Origin of the sequence: Cobetia sp. 14N.309.X.WAT.E.A4 (assembly GCF_030397495.1) — a bacterium.
GTDB classification, from domain to species: domain Bacteria; phylum Pseudomonadota; class Gammaproteobacteria; order Pseudomonadales; family Halomonadaceae; genus Cobetia; species Cobetia marina.
Map to the genome: position 1 here is coordinate 25,921 of NZ_JAPNXT010000013.1, position 18,531 is coordinate 44,451.

Sequence of the window (18,531 nt, forward strand, 5' to 3'; positions counted from 1 at the left end):
ACCAATGGGTCAGAAAGTTAATCCGACAGGTTTCCGACTGGGTATTGTCAAGGATCATACCTCTGTCTGGTACGCCGAAGGCGCTACCTATGCCGACAAACTGAACAACGATCTGCAGGTGCGTGGATTCCTGGAAGAGCGTCTGAAAAGCGCTTCCGTGAGCCGCATCAGCATCGAGCGTCCGGCAAACAACGCCCGTATTACCATTCACACTGCCCGCCCGGGTATCGTGATCGGTAAGAAAGGTGAAGATGTCGATCGCCTTCGTCGTGAAGTTTCCGAGATGATGGGCGTTCCCGTCCACATCAACATCGAGGAGATTCGCAAGCCGGAACTCGATGCCAAGCTGGTCGCTGCCAATGTGGCAGGTCAGCTCGAGCGTCGTGTCATGTTCCGTCGTGCGATGAAGCGTGCTGTGCAGAACGCAATGCGTCTGGGCGCCAAGGGCATCAAGATTCAGCTCTCCGGTCGTCTCGGCGGTGCCGAAATCGCCCGTACCGAATGGTACCGCGAAGGCCGCGTTCCGCTTCACACCCTGCGTGCTGACATTGATTACTCCACCTTCGAAGCTCACACCACCTACGGCATCATTGGTGTCAAGGTCTGGATCTTCAAAGGCGAGATCCTCGGTGGCATCGAAGAGGTGCGAGCCAAGGCGAAGCAGCCCGCGTCCGCACCCAAGAAGAAAGGCAAGTAAGGGGGTAATCGATGTTACAGCCCAAGCGTATGAAATTCCGCAAGATGCAGAAAGGTCGCAATCGTGGCCTGGCGCATCGCGGAAGCAAGGTAAGCTTTGGTGAGTTTGGCCTGAAAGCCACCGGCCGTGGTCGTATCACCGCTCGTCAGATCGAAGCTGGCCGTCGTGCCATCACTCGTCACGTCAAGCGTGGCGGTAAGATCTGGATCCGCGTCTTCCCAGACAAGCCGATTTCCAACAAGCCGTTGGAAGTTCGTATGGGTAAAGGTAAGGGTTCTGTCGAGTACTGGGTCGCACAGATCCAGCCCGGCAAGGTCCTTTACGAGATCGAAGGTGTATCCGAAGAGCTGGCCCGTGAAGCATTCAGTCTGGCCGCTATGAAGATGCCGATCTCCACCACCTTTGTTAAGCGGACGGTGATGTGATGAAAGCCCAAGAACTCCGTGAAAAGTCAGTCGAGGCGCTCCAGGAGCAGTTGTTCGAACTGCTGCGTGAGCAATTCAATCTGCGCATGCAGAAGGCTACCGGTCAGCTGAGCCAGGTTCACCTGCTCAAGCAGACTCGTCGCCAAATTGCTCAGGTTAAGACTGTGCTCAACCAGAAGTCAGGTGAGTAAAATGGCCGAAGAAACTAAAGCACGCACACTCACCGGCAAGGTGGTGAGTGACAAGATGGAAAAATCCATCGTTGTCATGGTCGAGCGCCGTGAGCGTCACCCGATCTATGGCAAGTACCTGAGACGCTCCACCAAGCTGCACGCCCATGATGAGGCGAATCAGGCTCGGATCGGTGACACCGTCTCTATCGCCGAGACTCGTCCGCTGTCCAAGAAGAAAGCCTGGACCCTGGTCGAGGTGGTTGAACAGGCCAAGGGTTGATCCCTAGGCCAGTTCCCACCAGGCAGTCAGATTAGGTTTGGAGAAAACCGATGATTCAGACTCAGACAATGCTGGATGTCGCCGACAACAGTGGCGCGCGCCGGGTGCAATGCATCAAGGTGCTGGGTGGTTCACACCGCCGTTACGCTCGTGTTGGAGACATCATCAAGGTCACCGTCAAAGAAGCTATCCCGCGTGGCAAGGTCAAGAAAGGCCAAGTCATGAAGGCAGTGGTCGTTCGTACCAAAGCCGGTGTCCGTCGTAATGACGGTTCCGTGATCCGCTTCGACGGTAATGCGGCCGTTCTGTTGAATAACACCAACGAACAGCCGATCGGTACCCGTATCTTCGGCCCGGTTACCCGTGAACTTCGCAGTGAGAAGTTCATGAAGATCATTTCCCTGGCGCCCGAAGTGCTGTAAGGAGCGGAAGCGGATATGCAAAAGATCAAACGTGACGATGAAGTCATCGTCATCGCCGGGAAGGACAAGGGCAAGCGCGGTACCATCAGCAAGGTGCTGAAAGGTGAGCGTCTGCTAGTGTCCGGTGTGAACATGATCAAGCGTCACACCAAGCCCAACCCGATGCTGGGCACCCAGGGGGGTATCGTCGAGCGCGAGGCTCCGATTCACGCGTCCAACGTGGCCATCTTCAACCAGGAGACCGGCAAGGCGGATCGTGTCGGTATCCAGGTTCAGGAAGACGGTACTAAGGTACGCATCTTTAAGTCGACTCAGAAGCTGATCGACGCCTAACGCGAGTCGGGTACAACATGGCGAACTTGAAAGAACGTTATCAGAACGAAGTGGCCGCCCAGCTTAAAGAGCAGTTCGGCTACGCCAACGTGATGCAGGTGCCGCGTATCACCAAGGTGACCCTGAACATGGGCATCGGTGAAGCCACCGCTGACAAGAAGCTGATCGACAACGCGTTTGCCGATCTCCAGATGCTGTCTGGTCAGAAGCCGATCATCACCAAGGCACGCAAGTCCATCGCTGGCTTCAAGGTCCGCGAAGGATGGCCGATCGGTGTCAAGGTGACCCTGCGCAGCGATCGTATGTGGGACTTCCTGGACCGTCTCGTGAACGTGGCTATCCCGCGCGTTCGTGACTTCCGCGGTCTGAACCCGAAGTCCTTCGATGGCCGTGGAAACTACTCCATGGGTGTGCGTGAGCAGATCATCTTCCCGGAGATCGAGTATGATAAGATCGACCGGATTCGTGGCCTGGACATCACCATCACCACTAGCGCCAACACCGATGATGAAGGTCGTGCGTTGCTGGGCGCGCTGAACTTCCCGTTCAAGAAATAAGGGTGGATCATGGCAAAGAAAAGCATGGTTGAGCGTGAGCTCAAGCGCACCAAGCTGGTCGCAAAGTACGCCGCCAAGCGCGACGCACTGAAGACCATCATCAATGACGTCAACGCTTCTGAAGAAGAGCGCTTCGACGCACAGCTGAAACTGCAGCAGCTGCCGCGTGATGCCAGCCCGGTCCGTCAGCGTAACCGCTGCCGTATCACTGGCCGTCCGCACGGCTACTACAACAAGTTCGGCCTGAGCCGCAACAAGCTGCGTGAAGCCGCTATGCGTGGTGACGTGCCTGGTCTGACCAAGTCCAGCTGGTAACACCACTGCAAGAATTCAGGAGCGCAACGTAAATGAGCATGCAAGACACTCTGGCGGATATGTTCACTCGTATCCGCAATGCGCAGATGGCCACCAAGGAGACGGTTACCATGCCGTCTTCCAAGCTCAAGGTTGAAGTGGCCCGCGTATTGAAGGAAGAGGGTTACATTTCCGAGTTTGCTGTCGCAGAAGGCGCGAAGCCGGAACTGACCGTGACCCTCAAGTACTTTGAAGGCAAGGCGGTTATCGAGAACATCAAGCGTGTTTCCAAGCCGTCCCTGCGCCAGTACAAAGGCAAGGGCGAGCTGCCGAAAGTCGCAGATGGCCTGGGTATTGCGATCGTTTCCACCTCCCGGGGCGTGATGACCGATCGTGCGGCCCGTCAAGCTGGTGTCGGCGGCGAAGTCCTCTGCACCGTATTCTAGGAGTTTGGAATGTCCCGCGTAGCCAAGTATCCGGTTAAATTGCCGAACGGCGTCGAGGCAAAACTCGATGGCGACAAGCTGACCGTGAAGGGCAGCAATGGCCAGCTGGAACTGACCGTCCACCAGGACGTGGTCATCAACCTGGAAGAAGGTCAGATGACCTTCGCCCCGGCTGAGACTGCCAAGAACTGGGCAATGGTTGGTACCACACGTGCTCTGGTCAACAACATGGTGTCTGGTGTTTCCGAAGGCTTCACCAAGTCTCTGGAAATCAATGGTGTGGGTTATCGTGCCCAGGCCAAAGGCCAGACAATCAACCTGACACTGGGCTTCTCACACCCGGTCGACTATGAACTGCCGGCAAGTGTTACGGCTGAAACGCCGAAGAACACTCAGATCGTCCTGAAATCTGCTGACAAGCAGGCTTTGGGTCAGGTCGCCGCAGAGATTCGCGCGTTCCGTCCGCCGGAGCCCTACAAGGGCAAAGGTATTCGGTACAGCGACGAAGTCGTCCGTCGTAAAGAAGCCAAGAAGAAGTAAGGCAGGGTTATGAACGCGAAGAAAGAATCTCGTCTCCGTCGTGCCCGCCGCGCTCGTGCGAAAATCCGCGAGCTGGGCGTGTTTCGCCTGTGCGTGAACCGCACCCCGCGTCACATCTACGCGCAGATCATCTCGCCGGATGGCGGCCAGGTCCTGGCCACCGCATCCACGCTCGACAAGAGCCTGCGCGAAGGTTCTACCGGTAACTCGGACTCCGCCGCCAAGGTGGGTGCTCTGATTGCCGAGCGCGCGAAGGAAGCGGGTATCAAGCAAGTGGCTTTCGATCGCTCCGGGTACAAGTACCACGGTCGCGTGAAGGCCCTGGCCGATGCCGCACGTGAAGGCGGCCTGGAATTCTAAAGGGTTTTACGATGGCGAATATCGAACAGAAGGGCGGTGACCTGCAAGAGAAGCTCGTGCAGATCAACCGCGTCGCCAAGGTAGTCAAGGGCGGCCGTATCTTCGGTTTCACCGCTCTGACTGTCGTTGGTGACGGCAATGGTCGTGTTGGCTTCGGTCGTGGCAAGGCGCGTGAAGTGCCGGTCGCGATCCAGAAGGCAATGGACCAAGCTCGTCGCAACATGATCAAGGTTGACCTGAAGGGCCACACCCTGCAGTACCCGGTGAAGGCTCGTCACGGCGCATCCAAGATCTACATGCAGCCAGCATCCGAAGGTACCGGCATCATTGCCGGCGGTGCGATGCGTTCCGTGCTCGAACTGGCAGGCGTCCATGACGTCCTGGCCAAGTGCTACGGTTCCACCAATCCGGTCAACGTGGTGCGCGCGACCATCAACGGTCTCGCTGCCATGAAATCTCCGGAAGACATCGCCGCCAAGCGTGGCCTGTCTGTCGACAAGATTGCGGGGTAAGGCACCATGGCAGCTAAGATCACGGTAACCCAGATCCGCAGCACCATCGGCGTCCTCGAAAAGCACAAGGCCACCATGAAAGGCCTTGGGCTGCGTCGCATCGGTCACACTGTCGAGCTGGAAGACACCCCCGCGGTACGCGGCATGATCAACAAGGTTCATTACCTTGTCCGTGTTGAGGGAGAGTAATCCATGAAATTGAATACCCTGAGTCCGGCCCCGGGCTCCAAGCACGCTGCAAAGCGTGTCGGTCGTGGTATCGGCTCCGGTCTTGGTAAGACCGGCGGTCGTGGCCACAAGGGCCAGAAGTCCCGTTCCGGTGGCAGCGTCAAGCCGGGCTTCGAAGGCGGTCAGATGCCTATGCAGCGTCGCCTGCCGAAGTTTGGTTTCACTTCCGCGAAATCTCTGGTTTCCGAAGAAGTGCGCCTGAGCGAGCTGGCACTGGTAGACGGTGATATCGTCGACCTCGAAACGCTGAAGAAGGCCAACGTGCTTCGTGATTCCACGAAGTTCGCGAAGGTCATGCTCTCCGGCGAACTGGACAAGGCAGTCACGGTCCGCGGCATCAAGGTCACCAAGGGTGCCCGTGCTGCGATCGAAGCTGCCGGTGGCAAGGTAGAGGACTAAATGGCTAAGTCAGGAAACGTACCGGCGATGCAGGGAAGTGGGTTGAGCGAACTCTGGGCGCGTTTGCGCTTCGTGTTCATCGCCATCGTGGTGTACCGAATCGGTGCACACATCCCCGTTCCCGGTATCAATCCTGACCAGCTTGCTGCCTTGTTCAGGGAAAACCAGGGCACCATCCTGAGCATGTTCAACATGTTCTCCGGTGGTGCACTGGAGCGAATGAGTATCTTCGCGTTGGGCATCATGCCCTACATATCCGCGTCGATCATCATGCAGCTCCTGACGGTGGTCTCGCCTCAGCTAGAGCAGTTGAAGAAGGAAGGTGAGGCCGGTCGTCGCAAGATCAGCCAGTACACGCGCTACGGCACGGTCGTACTGGCCCTGGTCCAATCGATCGGCATGGCAGTCGGACTGGTCGGAAACGGTGTCGCCTATTCCGCTGACTTCAGCTTCTACTTCACCGCCGTGAGTACGTTCGTGGCTGGTGCAGTGTTCCTGATGTGGCTGGGAGAGCAGATCACCGAGAAGGGTATCGGCAACGGGATCTCACTGATCATCTTTGCTGGTATTGTCGCCGGGCTGCCGAGTGCCATCGGCCAGTCTTTCGAACTGGCGCGCAATGATGGTGCCTGGAATGTGCTTCCGCTGCTGGCGCTGACGCTGCTCGCAGTCGTTACCGTTGCCTTTGTGGTGTTCATCGAACGCGGTCAACGCCGCATCACGGTGAACTATCCGCGCCGTCAGGTGGGCAACAAGATGTATGCCGGTCAGAGCAGCTACTTGCCGATGAAGGTCAACATGGCCGGGGTCATCCCGCCGATCTTCGCGTCAAGCATCCTGCTGTTCCCTGCATCGATGGGCCAATGGTTTGGCCAGAGTGAAAGCATGCAATGGTTGCAGACGGCTTCTCAGGCTCTCGGGCCGGGCCAGCCACTGTACATCTTGCTTTTCGCTGCCGCTGTAGTATTCTTCTGCTTCTTCTACACGGCGCTGGTCTTCAATCCCAAGGATGTTGCTGACAACCTCAAGAAGTCAGGAGCTTTCCTCCCGGGGATTCGCCCAGGCGAACAGACGGCCCGTTACATCGATAAGGTGATGACTCGCCTGACGCTGTTCGGCGCCCTCTACATCACCCTCGTCTCCCTGATGCCGCAATTCCTCGTTGTCGCCTGGCAGGTTCCGTTCTATTTCGGCGGTACCTCTCTGCTCATCGTGGTTGTGGTGGTCATGGACTTCATGGCCCAGGTGCAGTCGCATCTGATGTCAAATCAGTATGCGTCGGTGATGAAGAAGGCCAACCTCAAAGGCTATGGCAGCGGTGGCATGATGCGCTGATTGCGCAGCCCCTGTTAGCAAACTGGAGAGAACGATGAAAGTTCGAGCTTCCGTCAAGAAAATTTGCCGTAACTGCAAGATCATTCGGCGTCGTGGCGCAGTGCGGGTCATCTGCACTGAGCCGCGCCACAAGCAGCGTCAGGGTTAATCCCTCGACCCCGCTTAGCTGAATACAAGCTCGGGTGCTGGCATACCCCCTTGTTCCCAACGGGATCAAGGGGTATGCTATTGCGCCCTTTGTGGATGTAAAATCCGCCGCTAACCTTTCGGAGAAAACTGATGGCCCGTATTGCTGGCGTCAATATCCCGGACAACAAGCACGCGGCGATCTCGCTGACTTATATCTTCGGGATTGGCCGTACGCGTGCACAGCAGATCTGCGCCGCTCTCGGTTTAGAACCGAGCGTCAAGATCGCTGATCTGTCTGTTGAACAACTGGACCTGGTTCGTGCCGAGGTGGGTAAGTACACCGTCGAAGGCGACCTGCGTCGTGAGATCACGCTGAACATCAAGCGTCTCATGGACCTCGGTTGCTATCGTGGCCTGCGCCATCGTCGTGGTCTTCCGTTGCGCGGTCAGCGCACCAAGACCAACGCACGTACACGCAAAGGTCCGCGTAAACCGATTCGCAAGTAAACGAACTGGCGTTTAGACAGGAAACATCTAATGGCTAACCCGAGTAAGCGCAAGAAGGTTAAAAAGCAGGTAGTGGATGCCATCGCGCATATCCATGCCTCTTTTAACAACACTATCGTGACGATCACAGACCGCCAGGGCAATGCTCTCTCCTGGGCAACTGCCGGTGGTTCGGGTTTTCGTGGTTCTCGCAAGAGCACCCCGTTCGCTGCGCAAGTCGCAAGTGAACGTGCAGCGACCGCTGCAGCCGAATATGGTGTGAAGAACGTCGACGTGCTGGTCAAGGGCCCGGGTCCGGGTCGTGAGTCCGCCGTGCGTGCTCTCAATGCCGCAGGCTTCCGCGTGCAAAGCATCACCGACGTGACCCCCATCCCGCATAATGGGTGCCGTCCGCCGAAGAAACGCCGCGTTTAAGGAGACAGACTCATGGCTCGTTATATTGGACCGAAGTGCAAACTGTCTCGTCGTGAAGGCACCGACCTCTTCCTGAAGAGTGGCGTGACTCCGTTCGAGAAGAAGTGCAAATCCGAACAACCCCCGGGTGTTCATGGCCAGCGCCGTCAACGTCTTTCAGACTACGGCCTGCAGTTGCGTGAAAAGCAGAAGGTTCGTCGCATGTACGGCGTTCTGGAAAAGCAATTCCGCAATTACTACAAAGAAGCCGCTCGCGTGAAAGGCGCGACTGGTGAGGTTCTGCTCCAGCTCCTCGAGGCTCGCCTCGACAACGTCGTCTACCGCATGGGCTTCGGCTCCACGCGTTCCGAGGCACGTCAGCTGGTCAGCCACAAGGCGATCGCCGTGAACGGCCGTACCGTCAACGTCGCTTCCTTCAATGTGAAGGCCGGTGATGTGGTTACCGTTCGTGAGAAGGCCAAGAACCAGGCTCGCATCCAGCAGTCTCTGGCACTCGCTGCCAACCGCGGTGATGTCTCCTGGGTCGACGTCGACTCCAAGAAGATGGAAGGCACTTTCAAGGCTGTCCCCGAGCGTGGCGACCTGTCTGCCGATATCAACGAAAACCTGATCGTCGAGCTGTACTCCAAGTAATGTGATGCCGGGCTGATTCGTCGGCCCGGCTGGAGTACCCAGATTATCCGTTTGGCAGCCTTAAAGGTGTTCTTATGCAGCGCTCAGTGACAGAGTTTCTCCGTCCTCGCGATATCAAGGTCGAGGAAGTCAGCGCCCATCATGCGCGGATCGTCCTCGAGCCCTTCGAGCGTGGTTTCGGCCACACCCTGGGGAATGCTCTGCGTCGCATCCTGCTGTCTTCCATGCCCGGCTGTGCCGTCGTGGAAGCTGAGATCGAAGGCGTTCTGCACGAGTACAGCGCCATTGAAGGGGTACAGGAGGATGTCATCGAAATCCTGCTGAACCTCAAGGACGTGGCCATCAAGATGCATGGTCGCGACGAAGCTGTGCTGGCGCTGAACAAGAAGGGCCCGGGCATCGTGACTGCTGGCGACATCGCCGGTGACCATGATCTCGAAATCGTGAATCCGGATCACGTCATCGCTCACCTGAATGATGGTGGCGAGCTGAAGATGCAACTCAAGATCGCTCGTGGCCGCGGCTACGAACCGGCTGACGCGCGTCTCTCTGCAGATGACGAATCACGTGCCATTGGCCGTCTCCAGCTGGATGCGACCTTCACGCCGGTTCGCCGGGTCTCCTATGCTGTCGAGGCGGCGCGTGTTGAACAGCGCACCAACCTTGACAAGCTGGTGATTGACCTGGAAACCGACGGCACGCTGGATCCGGAAGAAGCGATCCGCCGCTCCGCAACCATCTTGCAGGAGCAGCTGGCCGCCTTCGTTGATCTGGAAGCAGACAAGGAACAGGAAGTCGAAGAAGAGGAAGATCAAATCGATCCGATCCTTCTCCGTCCCGTAGACGATCTTGAGCTGACCGTTCGCAGTGCGAACTGTCTCAAGGCCGAGAATATCTATTACATCGGTGATCTCATTCAGCGCACCGAAGTTGAGCTGCTGAAGACCCCGAATCTCGGCAAGAAGTCCTTGAATGAAATCAAGGACGTGCTGTCCGCGCGTGGTCTGTCCCTCGGCATGCGGTTGGAAAACTGGCCGCCCGCAAGCCTGAAGGACGACAAGGCTTCCGCTTAAGGAAGCCCGGTCGGCTCAAGCCCCAGACTGGTAAGGAATCACAACCATGCGTCATCGTAAGAGTGGTCGTCACCTGAACCGTACCAGCTCTCACCGTGAAGCCATGTTCAAGAACATGTGCATCTCTCTGGTAGAGCACGAAGTCATCAAGACTACCCTGCCGAAAGCCAAGGAACTGCGTCGTCATATCGAGCCGCTGATCACCCTGGCCAAGCAGGATTCCGTTGCGAACCGTCGTTTGGCGTTCTCTCGTACCGGTTCCAAGGAAGCGGTCGGCAAGCTCTTCAATGAGCTCGGCCCGCGCTACACCACCCGTCCGGGCGGTTACCTGCGCATCCTGAAGTGTGGCTATCGTGCCGGTGACAATGCCCCGATGGCATTCGTCGAGCTGGTCGATCGTCCGGCTGCCTCCGAGGCAGCGGGCGAAGAGTAAGCTTCGGCTTGCTTCGTCCACAAGAAAAGGCCAACCCTTCGGGGTTGGCCTTTTTTTATGCCTGATAGACAGGCCTGTCGGTTGGGCAGCTCATGCGGCCAGGCGTCATGGGCAAGCCCTGACTCGTCACGTTCCGCAAGGAAACGGTACGAAGGAGTCAGGGGTGTCGCTGGGGCACCTGACGAAGGTCAGTTGCTGGTTTCTGCCTTCTTCTTGCTGCCGGGCTTCCCGCCATTGGACGGCTTGCTGTCCGCTGACGTGTCTTGAGCGCCTGTCTTGGCGTTGGAGGCTCTCTGGCGCTTCAGCAGCGGTGCCAGGAAGCGACCGGTATGCGAGACCTCCTGCGTTGCCAGTTGCTCCGGCGTCCCCTCGGCGATGATCTGGCCCCCGCCTGAGCCGCCTTCCGGCCCCAGATCGATCAACCAGTCAGCGGTCTTGATCACATCCAGGTTGTGCTCGATGACGACGACGGTGTTGCCGTGATCGCGCAGGCGGTGCAGGACCACCAGCAGTTGTCGGATATCCTCGAAGTGCAGGCCGGTGGTCGGCTCATCGAGAATGTAGAGCGTCTTGCCGGTATCGCGCTTGGCCAGCTCGCGCGCCAGCTTGACGCGTTGGGCTTCCCCGCCGGAGAGCGTGGTCGCGCTCTGGCCGAGGCGGACATAGGACAGGCCGACATCCATCAGTGTCTGCAGTCGACGCGCGATGGCGGGCACCGGAGAGAAGAACTCCAGTGCCTCCTCGATGGTCATCTCCAGCACTTCATGGATGTTCTTGCCCTTGTACTGGACCTCGAGCGTCTCACGATTGTAGCGCTTGCCCTTGCAGACATCGCAGGGCACGTACATGTCAGGCAGGAAGTGCATCTCGACCTTGATCAGGCCATCGCCCTGACAGGCTTCGCAGCGCCCACCCTTGACGTTGAAGCTGAAGCGGCCCGGCTTGTAGCCGCGCGCGCGCGCTTCCTGGGTCCCGGAGAACAGCTCGCGGATCGGCGTGAAGATCCCGGTATAGGTGGCGGGGTTGGAGCGAGGTGTACGCCCGATGGGACTCTGATCGATGTCCACCATCTTGTCGAACAGATCCAGCCCCTCGATCTTGCCGTAGGGCGCCGGGGTCAGCGTGGTCGCACGATTGAGCTCACGGGCGGCCAGCGGCATCAGCGTGGCGTTGATCAGTGTCGACTTGCCTGAGCCGGAGACGCCGGTGATGCAGGTCAGCAGGCCTGTCGGCAGCGTCAGCGTCACGTTCTGCAGGTTGTTGCCTGTGGCACCTGTCAGGCGCAGCACCTTTTCGGGATTGGCGGGCAGGCGATAGGGCGGCACGGCGATCTCACGCTCGCCACTCAGGTACTGTCCGGTCAATGAGCCGGGCGTCGCCTCGATCTGCGCCGGGGTGCCCTGGGCGACGATCTCGCCGCCGTGCACGCCGGCGCCGGGGCCGATATCGAGCACGTGGTCCGCGGCACGGATGGCATCTTCATCATGCTCGACCACGATCACGGTGTTGCCCAGATCACGCAGGTGAATCAGTGTCTTGAGCAGGCGGTCATTGTCACGTTGATGCAGGCCGATGGAGGGCTCGTCGAGGATGTACATCACGCCGACCAGGCCGGCGCCGATCTGGCTGGCAAGACGGATGCGCTGTGCCTCACCCCCGGAAAGGGTGTCGGCGCTGCGCTCCAGCGTCAGATAGTCGAGGCCGACATTGACGAGGAACTCGAGGCGCGCCTGGATCTCGTTGACGATCTTGGCAGCGATCTCGCCCTTGCGCCCCGGCAGGCTCAGCTTGCCGAACTCTTCCCACGCTTCGCCGATCGGCTGGCGCACGACCTCGGCGAGGGTGCGATTGTCGACGTAGACATTGCGTGCCTCGCGGCGCAGACGCGAGCCATCGCAGCTCGGGCAGGGTTGAACGGCCAGATAGCGGGCGAGATCCTCGCGCACCATGTTGGATTCGGTCTCACGGTAGCGCCGCTCCATGTTGGGCAGTACGCCCTCGAAGGGATGCTCGCGCGTCACCTTGCGGCCGCGGTCATTGACGTAGCTGAACGCGATGTCCTCACGTCCGCTGCCATTGAGCACGGCATCACGCGCTTCATCACTGAGCGATTCCCAGGCGGCTTCCAGAGCGAAACCATAGTGCTCGGCGACGGCCTGCAGCTGGCTGAAGTAATAGACGCTGCGACGGTCCCAGCCCTTGATGACGCCTTCGGCCAGCGACAGCTCCGGATGGCTGATCAGCTTCTCCGGGTCGAAGTATTGCTTCACGCCGAGACCGTCACAGGTCGGGCAGGCGCCCGCCGGGTTGTTGAAGGAGAACAGGCGTGGCTCCAGCTCGGCCAGGGCATAGCCACACACCGGGCAGGCGAAGCGCGACGAGAACACCAGGTCTTCCTGTTCGCCGTCCATGAAGTGCAGCCGGGCGCTGCCATCGGCCAGGTTCAGTGCGGTCTCGAAGGACTCGGCCAGACGCTGCTTGAGGTCCTCGCGCACCTTGAAGCGATCGACGACGACGTCGATATCATGCTTCTTGTTCTTCTCCAGCGGCTTGAGGTCATCCAGCTCGACGATGAGGCCATCGATCCGCGCGCGGACGAAGCCCTGGGCGCGCAGCTCGGAAAGCAGTTGCAGGTGCTCGCCCTTGCGCCCGCTGACTACCGGTGCCAGCAGCATCAGTTTGCTGCCCTCGGGCAGGGCCAGCGCCTGATCGACCATCTGCGAGATGGTCTGGGCTTCCAGATCGATGTCGTGGTCCGGGCAACGCGGCGTACCGGCGCGAGCGTACAGAAGGCGCAGGTAGTCGTAGATCTCGGTAATGGTACCGACGGTGGAGCGGGGGTTGTGCGATGTCGATTTCTGTTCGATGGAAATCGCCGGTGACAGACCCTCGATGTGGTCGATGTCCGGTTTTTCCATCATCGACAGAAACTGGCGAGCATAGGTGGACAGTGATTCGACGTAGCGCCGCTGTCCCTCGGCATAGAGTGTGTCAAAGGCAAGTGACGACTTGCCGGAACCGGAGAGCCCGGTCACCACGATCAGCTTGTCACGCGGCAGTTCGACATCGATGTTCTTGAGGTTGTGGGTGCGCGCACCCCTGACCTGAATCCTGTCCATTGCCACCTCGGGCTGCGTCGATAAAAGCAACGATTATAAGGCGCGGGCGAAACGCCCGGCAAAGGCTGCATGCTTTCAAAGCCGACAGGCGAGCCTTAGAATGTGCAGTCCATCGGTGATCAGCACCCATGGAGTCTACTCTCTGGCGACCCGCGTGGTCGGCCTCCCTTTCTTGACTGTCCTGCTCCGGAGCCCGCCGCCATCCATGAAGACCTCTCGACTGCTAGCGCCGGAACGTCGCGCCATCGTCGGCCTTGCCAGCCTGTATGCCACCCGCATGCTCGGGCTGTTCATGGTGTTGCCGGTGCTGGCGCTCTACACCCGTGATCTGGCTGGCGCGACGCCGACGCTGGTCGGCGTCGCGTTGGGCGGGTATGGCCTGACCCAGGCACTGCTGCAGATCCCCTTCGGCTGGTTGTCCGATCGCCTCGGGCGCAAGGCCGTGATCGGCTTCGGACTCGGGCTATTCATCCTTGGCTCGTTGGTCGCGGCAAATGCCGACAGCATCGAGATGATCATCCTTGGTCGTTGCCTGCAGGGCAGCGGTGCCGTGGCAGGTGCGATCATGGCGCTGCTGGCCGATCAGACGCGAGAGGAGGTGCGCACCATGGCGATGGCCTCCATCGGCATGTCGATCGGCGTCGCCTTCGCGCTGGCGATGGTCGCGGGACCACTGACCGCGGATGCGTTCGGACTTTCGGGCGTCTTCTGGCTGACGGCCATCATGGCCGTGGCGAGCGTGTTCGTACTCTGGAAACTGGTGCCTGCTGCACCCAGGCGTCAGCATCAAGATGTGGGGCTTGATCGTCGCCAGCTCAAGGGCATTCTTGCGAATTCCGCATTGTTGCGCATGGATGTGTCGATCTTTGCGCTGCACATGATCCTCACGGCCTGTTTCGTGGCCATTCCGCAGCAGCTGGTCAACTTCGGCATCGCGCCCGCCCATCATGGCTGGGTCTATCTGCCCTTGATGGGCCTGGCGTTTGTCGCCATGCTTCCGCTGGTCATCGTGGCCGAGAAGTACCGCCGCATGAAGCCGGTCTTCCTGGGCGCCGTGGCGACCATCGCGACAAGCCTGTTGCTGCTGGGGGTGGATGGCATCGAGCACGCAGGTCTTGTGCCCTTCCTTGGCCTGCTGTGGCTGTTCTTCGTGGCCTTCAATCTGCTGGAAGCCACCTTGCCGTCGATGATCTCCAAGCTGGCGCCGGCCGGTGCCAAGGGCACCGCGATGGGGGTGTATTCGACCAGCCAGTTCCTCGGTGCCTTCGTGGGGGGTGTCGGCGGCGGCTGGCTGACGGGCCATTTCGGGCTGAGTGGCGTCTTCTTCGGCATGGGGTTGCTGGCGCTGCTGTGGCTGGCTGTGGTCTGGAACATGCAGCCGCCGCGACATCTTGGCAGTGAAGTGGTCGGCCTGTCGCCAGAAGCCGCGAGGCTTCCGGTCGTCGAGTTGCAGACGCGCCTGCTGGCCATTGCCGGCGTGGAAGAAGCTCTGGTCGTGCGTGAGGAACAGGTCGCCTATCTGAAGGTCACACGCGATACACTGGATGACAAGGCGCTGGCGACTTTCACTCGCCAGCGTGATGGCGAAACTCCGGCAGGTGCCGAGGCACCTGCCAGCTGAACCCTGACACTGGCAGATCACTGTCAGTGCACTCGATACCTTCGCCGGTGCCTGATGTGCACCGGTCTATTTTCAGGAGTAATCTTCATGGCTCGCGGCGTAAACAAGGTCATTCTGATCGGTAATCTCGGTCAGGATCCGGAAGTCCGTTTCACTCCGTCCGGTAGTGCGGTGTGCAACCTCAACCTCGCCACCACGGATACCTGGAATGACCGTCAGAGCGGTCAGCGTCAGGAACGTACCGAATGGCACCGTGTGGTGATGTTCAACAAGCTGGCGGAAATCGCTCAGCAATACGTCAAGAAAGGCTCACGCCTCTATATCGAAGGTCGTCTACAGACGCGCAAGTGGCAGGATCAGAACGGCAACGACCGCTACAGCACCGAAATCGTCGCCAATGACATGCAGATGCTGGATACCCGTGGTGAAGGCGGCGGCGGTGGCGGCTTCAGTGGTGGCGGTCGTCCCCAGCAGGCACCTCAGCAAGGTGGTCAGTATGGTGGTCAGCAGCAGGCCGCGGCAGCTCCGCAGCAGGGTGGCCAGTTCGGCGGCCAGCCGCCGGCACCGCAGCAGGGTGGCAACTTCGGTGGTCAGCCGCCAGCGCCGCATACTCCGCCTCCGGCTCAGCAGCCCGCTCACCAGCCTCCTCAACAGAACTCGCAGAACAACAATTTCGGCGCGCCGCCGGCTGGCAGCTTTGACGATTTCGATGATGAGATTCCGTTCTGATCATCAGCTCCATGGTCATCCATATTGTCTTGAACCCCCGCTAAGCGGGGGTTTTTCGTTTCTGGAGGCAAAGGAAACCTCTCGAGGTATCGAGGGTGCTGCGTGAGAGGGCGGGGAGGTTTTCAGGCATTCCCCCTCCATCTGCCAGGATATCGGCCGATACATCCAAAGTCGCTCTGCGAGCGTAAGGGGGTATGCCCCGAGTCCGATGATCGGGCCATCACGCTGTCGTCTCGCTTGAGGACACTGAGCGTGGAGGAAAAAATCAGGCAGTTCCGTACCTTGCAGGTAAACTATCGTTTCAAGTGTATGTCCACTTTCAGCTCGTTCCCCTTGGCAGGCCCCCGATGATTGAGGTCATTCATGCATGGTAGCTATTCCCCCTCACTGGTATTGCTTTCCATTCTGGTCGCGGTACTGGCATCTCATGCTGCCTTGCAGCTGATTCGGCAGGTCGCGCTGTCGGTGTCGCGTGCCAGTCGCCTGGGGTGGCTGCTGGGTGGGGCTTTGGCGATGGGCCTGGGCATCTGGTCAATGCATTTCATCGGCATGCTGGCCTATGACATCGGTACGTCGGTCACCTATGAGTGGGGCTTGACGCTACTCTCGATGATGGTGGCCGTGCTCTCTTCCGGACTGGCGCTGTGGGCCAACACGCTGTCGCGCTTGACGCTGCCATGGCTGTTTGGCAGCGGGGCGGTGATGGGGGGCGGGATCGCTTCGATGCACTATCTCGGCATGGCGGCGATGCAGATGCCGATGGCGTATCGCTACGATGCCCCGTTGTTGGGACTGTCGATTCTGGTGGCCGTCATCGCCTCGACGGCTGCGCTGTGGCTTGGAGGGCTCTTTCTGCATCAACGCCGCCCGCGTCGCAGTTATCAGGCCCTTGCTGCGTTGCTGATGGGGGGAGCGATCGCAGGGATGCACTATCTGGGCATGGCGGCGATGGAAGTGGTGCCTGACTCGGTGATGCCGGCTCCCCCGCTTCGTTCGGGGGGAGGGCAGCATGTCTGGCTGGCAGTGATACTCGGGGTTGCCTCACTGGCCGTGCTGGGACTGACGTTGCTGGCGCTGAAGGCAGAAAGTCGTGTGCGGCGCAGTCGACACTATCGGGCGCGGTTGAGCGGTCTGCTGGAGTACCGCACCCGGGAATTGCGTCACGAACGGGATCAGGTAACCGTGATGCTGGATTCCATCGATGAAGGGGTGATCAGCCTTGATCGGGAGGGAATGATCCGCCACATCAATCCCATCGCGGCAGAATTGTGTGGCTGGGATCCCGCGCTGGCCCGGGGCCGCCCTTGGGCGCGCATTCTGCAATTGCGCCATGAGGGTTCGCTCCACATGATGGATACCCACCTGGATGTCGTGCTCAGCCGCGGGGAGGTCGTGCACATGGCGAACCAGACCCTGCTGGTCGCCAGGGATGGCAGTGAGTGTGCGATAGAGCTCAAGGCGTCTCCGGTCCGCGCTCGCAATGATGAGGTGGAAGGTGCCGTGCTGGTCTTCCGTGACATCAGTTATCGCCAGGCGATGATTCGTCGGCTCGATTTCCAGGCCCATCATGACAGCCTGACGGGGCTGCAGAACCGCAGTGCCTTCGATGATGCTCTGGGGGCCTCGCTGGAAGACGGCGATCTGCATCAATTGCTGTATCTGGATCTCGACTTCTTCAAGGTCATCAACGACACCTGCGGTCATGCAGCGGGGGATACCGTGCTGCGCGAGATTGCGCATCTGATGCGCGAGCAGATCCGGGATTCTGATGTGCTCGCCCGTCTGGGAGGCGATGAATTCGCGGTCATCCTCTACCGATGCAATCGTGAACAGGCACTGGAGCGCGCCTCGAGACTCTGCTCGACCATCGCGGATTATCGTTATCTCGAGGATGGGCGTCAGTTCCAGCTGGGTGTCAGCATCGGCCTGGCGTCCATCACGGGGAGTGCACCGGCCACGGAAGTGCTGCGTCAGGCCGACGCGGCCTGTTACATGGCCAAGCAGAATGGTCGCAACCAGGTGCATGCCTATCACGAGGAAGATGCCGGGCTCGAGCGTGCCCAGCGCGAGCTCCAATGGTTGCCTCTGTTGCAGGAAGCGCTGGAGAAACGCTTCTTCACGCTCTATATCCAGCCGATTGAATCGTTGTGCCGCCCGTCCAGTGGGCCTTACTACGAAGTATTGCTGCGCTACGTCAATGCCGAGGGCGAGCATATGACCCCGGCCCACTTCATGGGCACTGCCGAGCGCTTCGGGCTGATGCCTGCCATTGATGTCTGGGTCGTCACTGAAGCGCTGCAGGTACTGAAATCCAATGACGGGCGCATTGAAGAAGACGCCATCCTGGCCATCAATCTCTCGGGGCAAAGCCTGAGTGACATGCCATTGCGCGATCAGCTGATCACCATGATCGAGGAGAGTGGTGTGGCGCCTGAGCGATTGTGCTTCGAGATCACCGAGACGGCCGCCATCAGCAATCTGGCGCAAGCACGCGAATTCATTCGTGGCATTCGTCGCCTTGGCTGCAGCTTCTCGCTGGACGATTTCGGCAGCGGAATGTCCTCTTTCGCCTATCTCAAGGAGTTGCCCGTCAATCAGCTCAAGATCGATGGCGCCTTCGTGCGCAATCTGACCCGTGACAGCCTGGACGCTGCCATCGTCTCGGCCATCTGCCGCATCTGTGCCCAGATGGGCATCGTCACCATCGCCGAATACGTGGAGCGACGTGACTTGCTGCCGGCACTTGAGCAGATCGGTGTCGATCTCGTTCAGGGCTATGGTATCGGTCGCCCCCAGCCGCTGGGAGGGGTGCTGCTCACTTCTGGTCCCCGGCGCGACAACGGGCCTGCAGCCAGCCTGCAAGGTTGATAGA

At 59.5% G+C, this 18,531-nt stretch carries 25 protein-coding genes; 24 read left to right on the forward strand and 1 reads right to left on the reverse strand.

All coding sequences use genetic code 11. The features are described 5' to 3' along the window. Nucleotides 1–4: 4 nt before the first annotated feature. The 21 genes from rpsC to rplQ all read left to right on the forward strand — a co-directional run bounded on the left by rpsC (nt 5) and on the right by rplQ (nt 10,190). Nucleotides 5–697 (forward strand): 30S ribosomal protein S3, encoded by a 693-nt coding sequence (gene rpsC / locus OW493_RS15010; RefSeq protein ID WP_043334856.1) that lies wholly within the window; start codon nt 5–7, stop codon nt 695–697. Between the two features lie 11 nt (nt 698–708). Further along, nucleotides 709–1,122 carry a 50S ribosomal protein L16 gene (rplP, locus tag OW493_RS15015; RefSeq protein ID WP_043334854.1) on the forward strand — a complete coding sequence of 138 codons (414 nt, stop codon included), beginning with the start codon at nt 709–711 and terminating at the stop codon, nt 1,120–1,122. Continuing rightward, nucleotides 1,122–1,313 (forward strand): 50S ribosomal protein L29, encoded by a 192-nt coding sequence (gene rpmC, locus OW493_RS15020; protein WP_024950659.1) that lies wholly within the window; start codon nt 1,122–1,124, stop codon nt 1,311–1,313. The genes rplP and rpmC overlap by 1 nt, the downstream gene beginning before the upstream one ends. 1 nt (nt 1,314) lies before the next feature. Further along, nucleotides 1,315–1,575, forward strand: coding sequence for a 30S ribosomal protein S17 (rpsQ, locus tag OW493_RS15025; RefSeq protein ID WP_043334852.1), 261 nt, complete (start codon nt 1,315–1,317; stop codon nt 1,573–1,575). Between the two features lie 50 nt (nt 1,576–1,625). After that, the gene (gene rplN / locus OW493_RS15030; protein WP_043334850.1) at nt 1,626–1,997 is read left to right on the forward strand and encodes a 50S ribosomal protein L14; all 372 of its coding nucleotides are present in this window, start codon (nt 1,626–1,628) and stop codon (nt 1,995–1,997) included. A gap of 15 nt (nt 1,998–2,012) precedes the next feature. After that, nucleotides 2,013–2,330, forward strand: a complete 318-nt coding sequence (gene rplX / locus OW493_RS15035; protein ID WP_043334846.1) for a 50S ribosomal protein L24 — start codon at nt 2,013–2,015, stop codon at nt 2,328–2,330. A 17-nt stretch (nt 2,331–2,347) separates the two neighbouring features. After that, nucleotides 2,348–2,887 carry a 50S ribosomal protein L5 gene (rplE, locus tag OW493_RS15040; protein ID WP_065392566.1) on the forward strand — a complete coding sequence of 180 codons (540 nt, stop codon included), beginning with the start codon at nt 2,348–2,350 and terminating at the stop codon, nt 2,885–2,887. 9 nt (nt 2,888–2,896) lie between these two features. After that, on the forward strand, nt 2,897–3,202 hold the full coding sequence (rpsN, locus tag OW493_RS15045; protein WP_043334842.1) for a 30S ribosomal protein S14: 306 nt from the start codon (nt 2,897–2,899) through the stop codon (nt 3,200–3,202). Between the two features lie 32 nt (nt 3,203–3,234). Continuing rightward, nucleotides 3,235–3,627 carry a 30S ribosomal protein S8 gene (rpsH, locus tag OW493_RS15050; protein ID WP_065392565.1) on the forward strand — a complete coding sequence of 131 codons (393 nt, stop codon included), beginning with the start codon at nt 3,235–3,237 and terminating at the stop codon, nt 3,625–3,627. A 9-nt stretch (nt 3,628–3,636) separates the two neighbouring features. Continuing rightward, the gene (gene rplF / locus OW493_RS15055; protein ID WP_065392564.1) at nt 3,637–4,167 is read left to right on the forward strand and encodes a 50S ribosomal protein L6; all 531 of its coding nucleotides are present in this window, start codon (nt 3,637–3,639) and stop codon (nt 4,165–4,167) included. Nucleotides 4,168–4,176: 9 nt separating this feature from the next. After that, complete coding sequence (gene rplR / locus OW493_RS15060; protein ID WP_024950667.1) at nt 4,177–4,527, forward strand: 50S ribosomal protein L18; 351 nt, start codon at nt 4,177–4,179, stop codon at nt 4,525–4,527. Nucleotides 4,528–4,538: 11 nt separating this feature from the next. Further along, complete coding sequence (rpsE, locus tag OW493_RS15065) at nt 4,539–5,039, forward strand: 30S ribosomal protein S5 (RefSeq protein WP_054556902.1); 501 nt, start codon at nt 4,539–4,541, stop codon at nt 5,037–5,039. A gap of 6 nt (nt 5,040–5,045) precedes the next feature. Then, nucleotides 5,046–5,228, forward strand: a complete 183-nt coding sequence (rpmD, locus tag OW493_RS15070) for a 50S ribosomal protein L30 (protein WP_024950669.1) — start codon at nt 5,046–5,048, stop codon at nt 5,226–5,228. 3 nt (nt 5,229–5,231) lie between these two features. Then, nucleotides 5,232–5,666 carry a 50S ribosomal protein L15 gene (rplO, locus tag OW493_RS15075; RefSeq protein ID WP_065392563.1) on the forward strand — a complete coding sequence of 145 codons (435 nt, stop codon included), beginning with the start codon at nt 5,232–5,234 and terminating at the stop codon, nt 5,664–5,666. After that, on the forward strand, nt 5,667–7,001 hold the full coding sequence (gene secY, locus OW493_RS15080) for a preprotein translocase subunit SecY (protein WP_065392562.1): 1,335 nt from the start codon (nt 5,667–5,669) through the stop codon (nt 6,999–7,001). Between the two features lie 34 nt (nt 7,002–7,035). Then, complete coding sequence (gene rpmJ / locus OW493_RS15085) at nt 7,036–7,149, forward strand: 50S ribosomal protein L36 (RefSeq protein ID WP_077373351.1); 114 nt, start codon at nt 7,036–7,038, stop codon at nt 7,147–7,149. A 131-nt stretch (nt 7,150–7,280) separates the two neighbouring features. After that, nucleotides 7,281–7,637 carry a 30S ribosomal protein S13 gene (gene rpsM, locus OW493_RS15090; protein ID WP_024950672.1) on the forward strand — a complete coding sequence of 119 codons (357 nt, stop codon included), beginning with the start codon at nt 7,281–7,283 and terminating at the stop codon, nt 7,635–7,637. A gap of 30 nt (nt 7,638–7,667) precedes the next feature. After that, nucleotides 7,668–8,051 carry a 30S ribosomal protein S11 gene (gene rpsK, locus OW493_RS15095; protein WP_043334827.1) on the forward strand — a complete coding sequence of 128 codons (384 nt, stop codon included), beginning with the start codon at nt 7,668–7,670 and terminating at the stop codon, nt 8,049–8,051. A gap of 12 nt (nt 8,052–8,063) precedes the next feature. Then, entirely contained in the window at nt 8,064–8,684 is a 621-nt protein-coding gene (rpsD, locus tag OW493_RS15100; RefSeq protein WP_065392561.1) for a 30S ribosomal protein S4, read from the forward strand. Nucleotides 8,685–8,758: 74 nt separating this feature from the next. Beyond that, nucleotides 8,759–9,757, forward strand: coding sequence for a DNA-directed RNA polymerase subunit alpha (gene rpoA, locus OW493_RS15105; RefSeq protein ID WP_065392560.1), 999 nt, complete (start codon nt 8,759–8,761; stop codon nt 9,755–9,757). Between the two features lie 46 nt (nt 9,758–9,803). Then, nucleotides 9,804–10,190 carry a 50S ribosomal protein L17 gene (gene rplQ, locus OW493_RS15110; RefSeq protein ID WP_065392559.1) on the forward strand — a complete coding sequence of 129 codons (387 nt, stop codon included), beginning with the start codon at nt 9,804–9,806 and terminating at the stop codon, nt 10,188–10,190. 188 nt (nt 10,191–10,378) lie between these two features. On the opposite strand, the gene uvrA is transcribed toward rplQ, so the two are convergent. Next, nucleotides 10,379–13,309, reverse strand: coding sequence for an excinuclease ABC subunit UvrA (gene uvrA / locus OW493_RS15115; RefSeq protein WP_136939721.1), 2,931 nt, complete (start codon nt 13,307–13,309; stop codon nt 10,379–10,381). Nucleotides 13,310–13,514: 205 nt separating this feature from the next. Here uvrA and OW493_RS15120 point away from each other — a divergent pair, with 205 nt between their 5' ends. The 3 genes from OW493_RS15120 to OW493_RS15130 all read left to right on the forward strand — a co-directional run bounded on the left by OW493_RS15120 (nt 13,515) and on the right by OW493_RS15130 (nt 18,527). Further along, entirely contained in the window at nt 13,515–14,930 is a 1,416-nt protein-coding gene (locus OW493_RS15120) for an MFS transporter (protein ID WP_289864809.1), read from the forward strand. A gap of 87 nt (nt 14,931–15,017) precedes the next feature. Beyond that, nucleotides 15,018–15,659 carry a single-stranded DNA-binding protein gene (gene ssb, locus OW493_RS15125; protein ID WP_077373360.1) on the forward strand — a complete coding sequence of 214 codons (642 nt, stop codon included), beginning with the start codon at nt 15,018–15,020 and terminating at the stop codon, nt 15,657–15,659. Nucleotides 15,660–16,022: 363 nt separating this feature from the next. After that, a complete protein-coding gene (locus tag OW493_RS15130; protein ID WP_271303382.1) occupies nt 16,023–18,527 on the forward strand; it encodes a bifunctional diguanylate cyclase/phosphodiesterase in 2,505 nt (834 codons plus the stop codon). Nucleotides 18,528–18,531: the final 4 nt, after the last annotated feature.

What these genes read in the sequence shown, in the direction of transcription:
- ssb (WP_077373360.1), top strand. Translation starts at nt 15,018, where the DNA reads ATGGCTCGCGGCGTAAACAAGGTCATTCTGATCGGTAATCTCGGTCAG.
- rpsD (WP_065392561.1), top strand. Translation starts at nt 8,064, where the DNA reads ATGGCTCGTTATATTGGACCGAAGTGCAAACTGTCTCGTCGTGAAGGC.
- rpsE (WP_054556902.1), top strand. Translation starts at nt 4,539, where the DNA reads ATGGCGAATATCGAACAGAAGGGCGGTGACCTGCAAGAGAAGCTCGTG.
- rpsQ (WP_043334852.1), top strand. Translation starts at nt 1,315, where the DNA reads ATGGCCGAAGAAACTAAAGCACGCACACTCACCGGCAAGGTGGTGAGT.
- rplE (WP_065392566.1), top strand. Translation starts at nt 2,348, where the DNA reads ATGGCGAACTTGAAAGAACGTTATCAGAACGAAGTGGCCGCCCAGCTT.
- rpsC (WP_043334856.1), top strand. Translation starts at nt 5, where the DNA reads ATGGGTCAGAAAGTTAATCCGACAGGTTTCCGACTGGGTATTGTCAAG.
- rpmC (WP_024950659.1), top strand. Translation starts at nt 1,122, where the DNA reads ATGAAAGCCCAAGAACTCCGTGAAAAGTCAGTCGAGGCGCTCCAGGAG.
- rplN (WP_043334850.1), top strand. Translation starts at nt 1,626, where the DNA reads ATGATTCAGACTCAGACAATGCTGGATGTCGCCGACAACAGTGGCGCG.
- rpoA (WP_065392560.1), top strand. Translation starts at nt 8,759, where the DNA reads ATGCAGCGCTCAGTGACAGAGTTTCTCCGTCCTCGCGATATCAAGGTC.
- rplR (WP_024950667.1), top strand. Translation starts at nt 4,177, where the DNA reads ATGAACGCGAAGAAAGAATCTCGTCTCCGTCGTGCCCGCCGCGCTCGT.
- rpmD (WP_024950669.1), top strand. Translation starts at nt 5,046, where the DNA reads ATGGCAGCTAAGATCACGGTAACCCAGATCCGCAGCACCATCGGCGTC.
- rplF (WP_065392564.1), top strand. Translation starts at nt 3,637, where the DNA reads ATGTCCCGCGTAGCCAAGTATCCGGTTAAATTGCCGAACGGCGTCGAG.
- rpsK (WP_043334827.1), top strand. Translation starts at nt 7,668, where the DNA reads ATGGCTAACCCGAGTAAGCGCAAGAAGGTTAAAAAGCAGGTAGTGGAT.
- secY (WP_065392562.1), top strand. Translation starts at nt 5,667, where the DNA reads ATGGCTAAGTCAGGAAACGTACCGGCGATGCAGGGAAGTGGGTTGAGC.
- uvrA (WP_136939721.1), bottom strand. Translation starts at nt 13,309, where the DNA reads ATGGACAGGATTCAGGTCAGGGGTGCGCGCACCCACAACCTCAAGAAC.
- rplQ (WP_065392559.1), top strand. Translation starts at nt 9,804, where the DNA reads ATGCGTCATCGTAAGAGTGGTCGTCACCTGAACCGTACCAGCTCTCAC.
- rplX (WP_043334846.1), top strand. Translation starts at nt 2,013, where the DNA reads ATGCAAAAGATCAAACGTGACGATGAAGTCATCGTCATCGCCGGGAAG.
- rpsN (WP_043334842.1), top strand. Translation starts at nt 2,897, where the DNA reads ATGGCAAAGAAAAGCATGGTTGAGCGTGAGCTCAAGCGCACCAAGCTG.
- rplO (WP_065392563.1), top strand. Translation starts at nt 5,232, where the DNA reads ATGAAATTGAATACCCTGAGTCCGGCCCCGGGCTCCAAGCACGCTGCA.
- rplP (WP_043334854.1), top strand. Translation starts at nt 709, where the DNA reads ATGTTACAGCCCAAGCGTATGAAATTCCGCAAGATGCAGAAAGGTCGC.
- rpmJ (WP_077373351.1), top strand. Translation starts at nt 7,036, where the DNA reads ATGAAAGTTCGAGCTTCCGTCAAGAAAATTTGCCGTAACTGCAAGATC.
- rpsM (WP_024950672.1), top strand. Translation starts at nt 7,281, where the DNA reads ATGGCCCGTATTGCTGGCGTCAATATCCCGGACAACAAGCACGCGGCG.
- OW493_RS15130 (WP_271303382.1), top strand. Translation starts at nt 16,023, where the DNA reads ATGCATGGTAGCTATTCCCCCTCACTGGTATTGCTTTCCATTCTGGTC.
- OW493_RS15120 (WP_289864809.1), top strand. Translation starts at nt 13,515, where the DNA reads ATGAAGACCTCTCGACTGCTAGCGCCGGAACGTCGCGCCATCGTCGGC.
- rpsH (WP_065392565.1), top strand. Translation starts at nt 3,235, where the DNA reads ATGAGCATGCAAGACACTCTGGCGGATATGTTCACTCGTATCCGCAAT.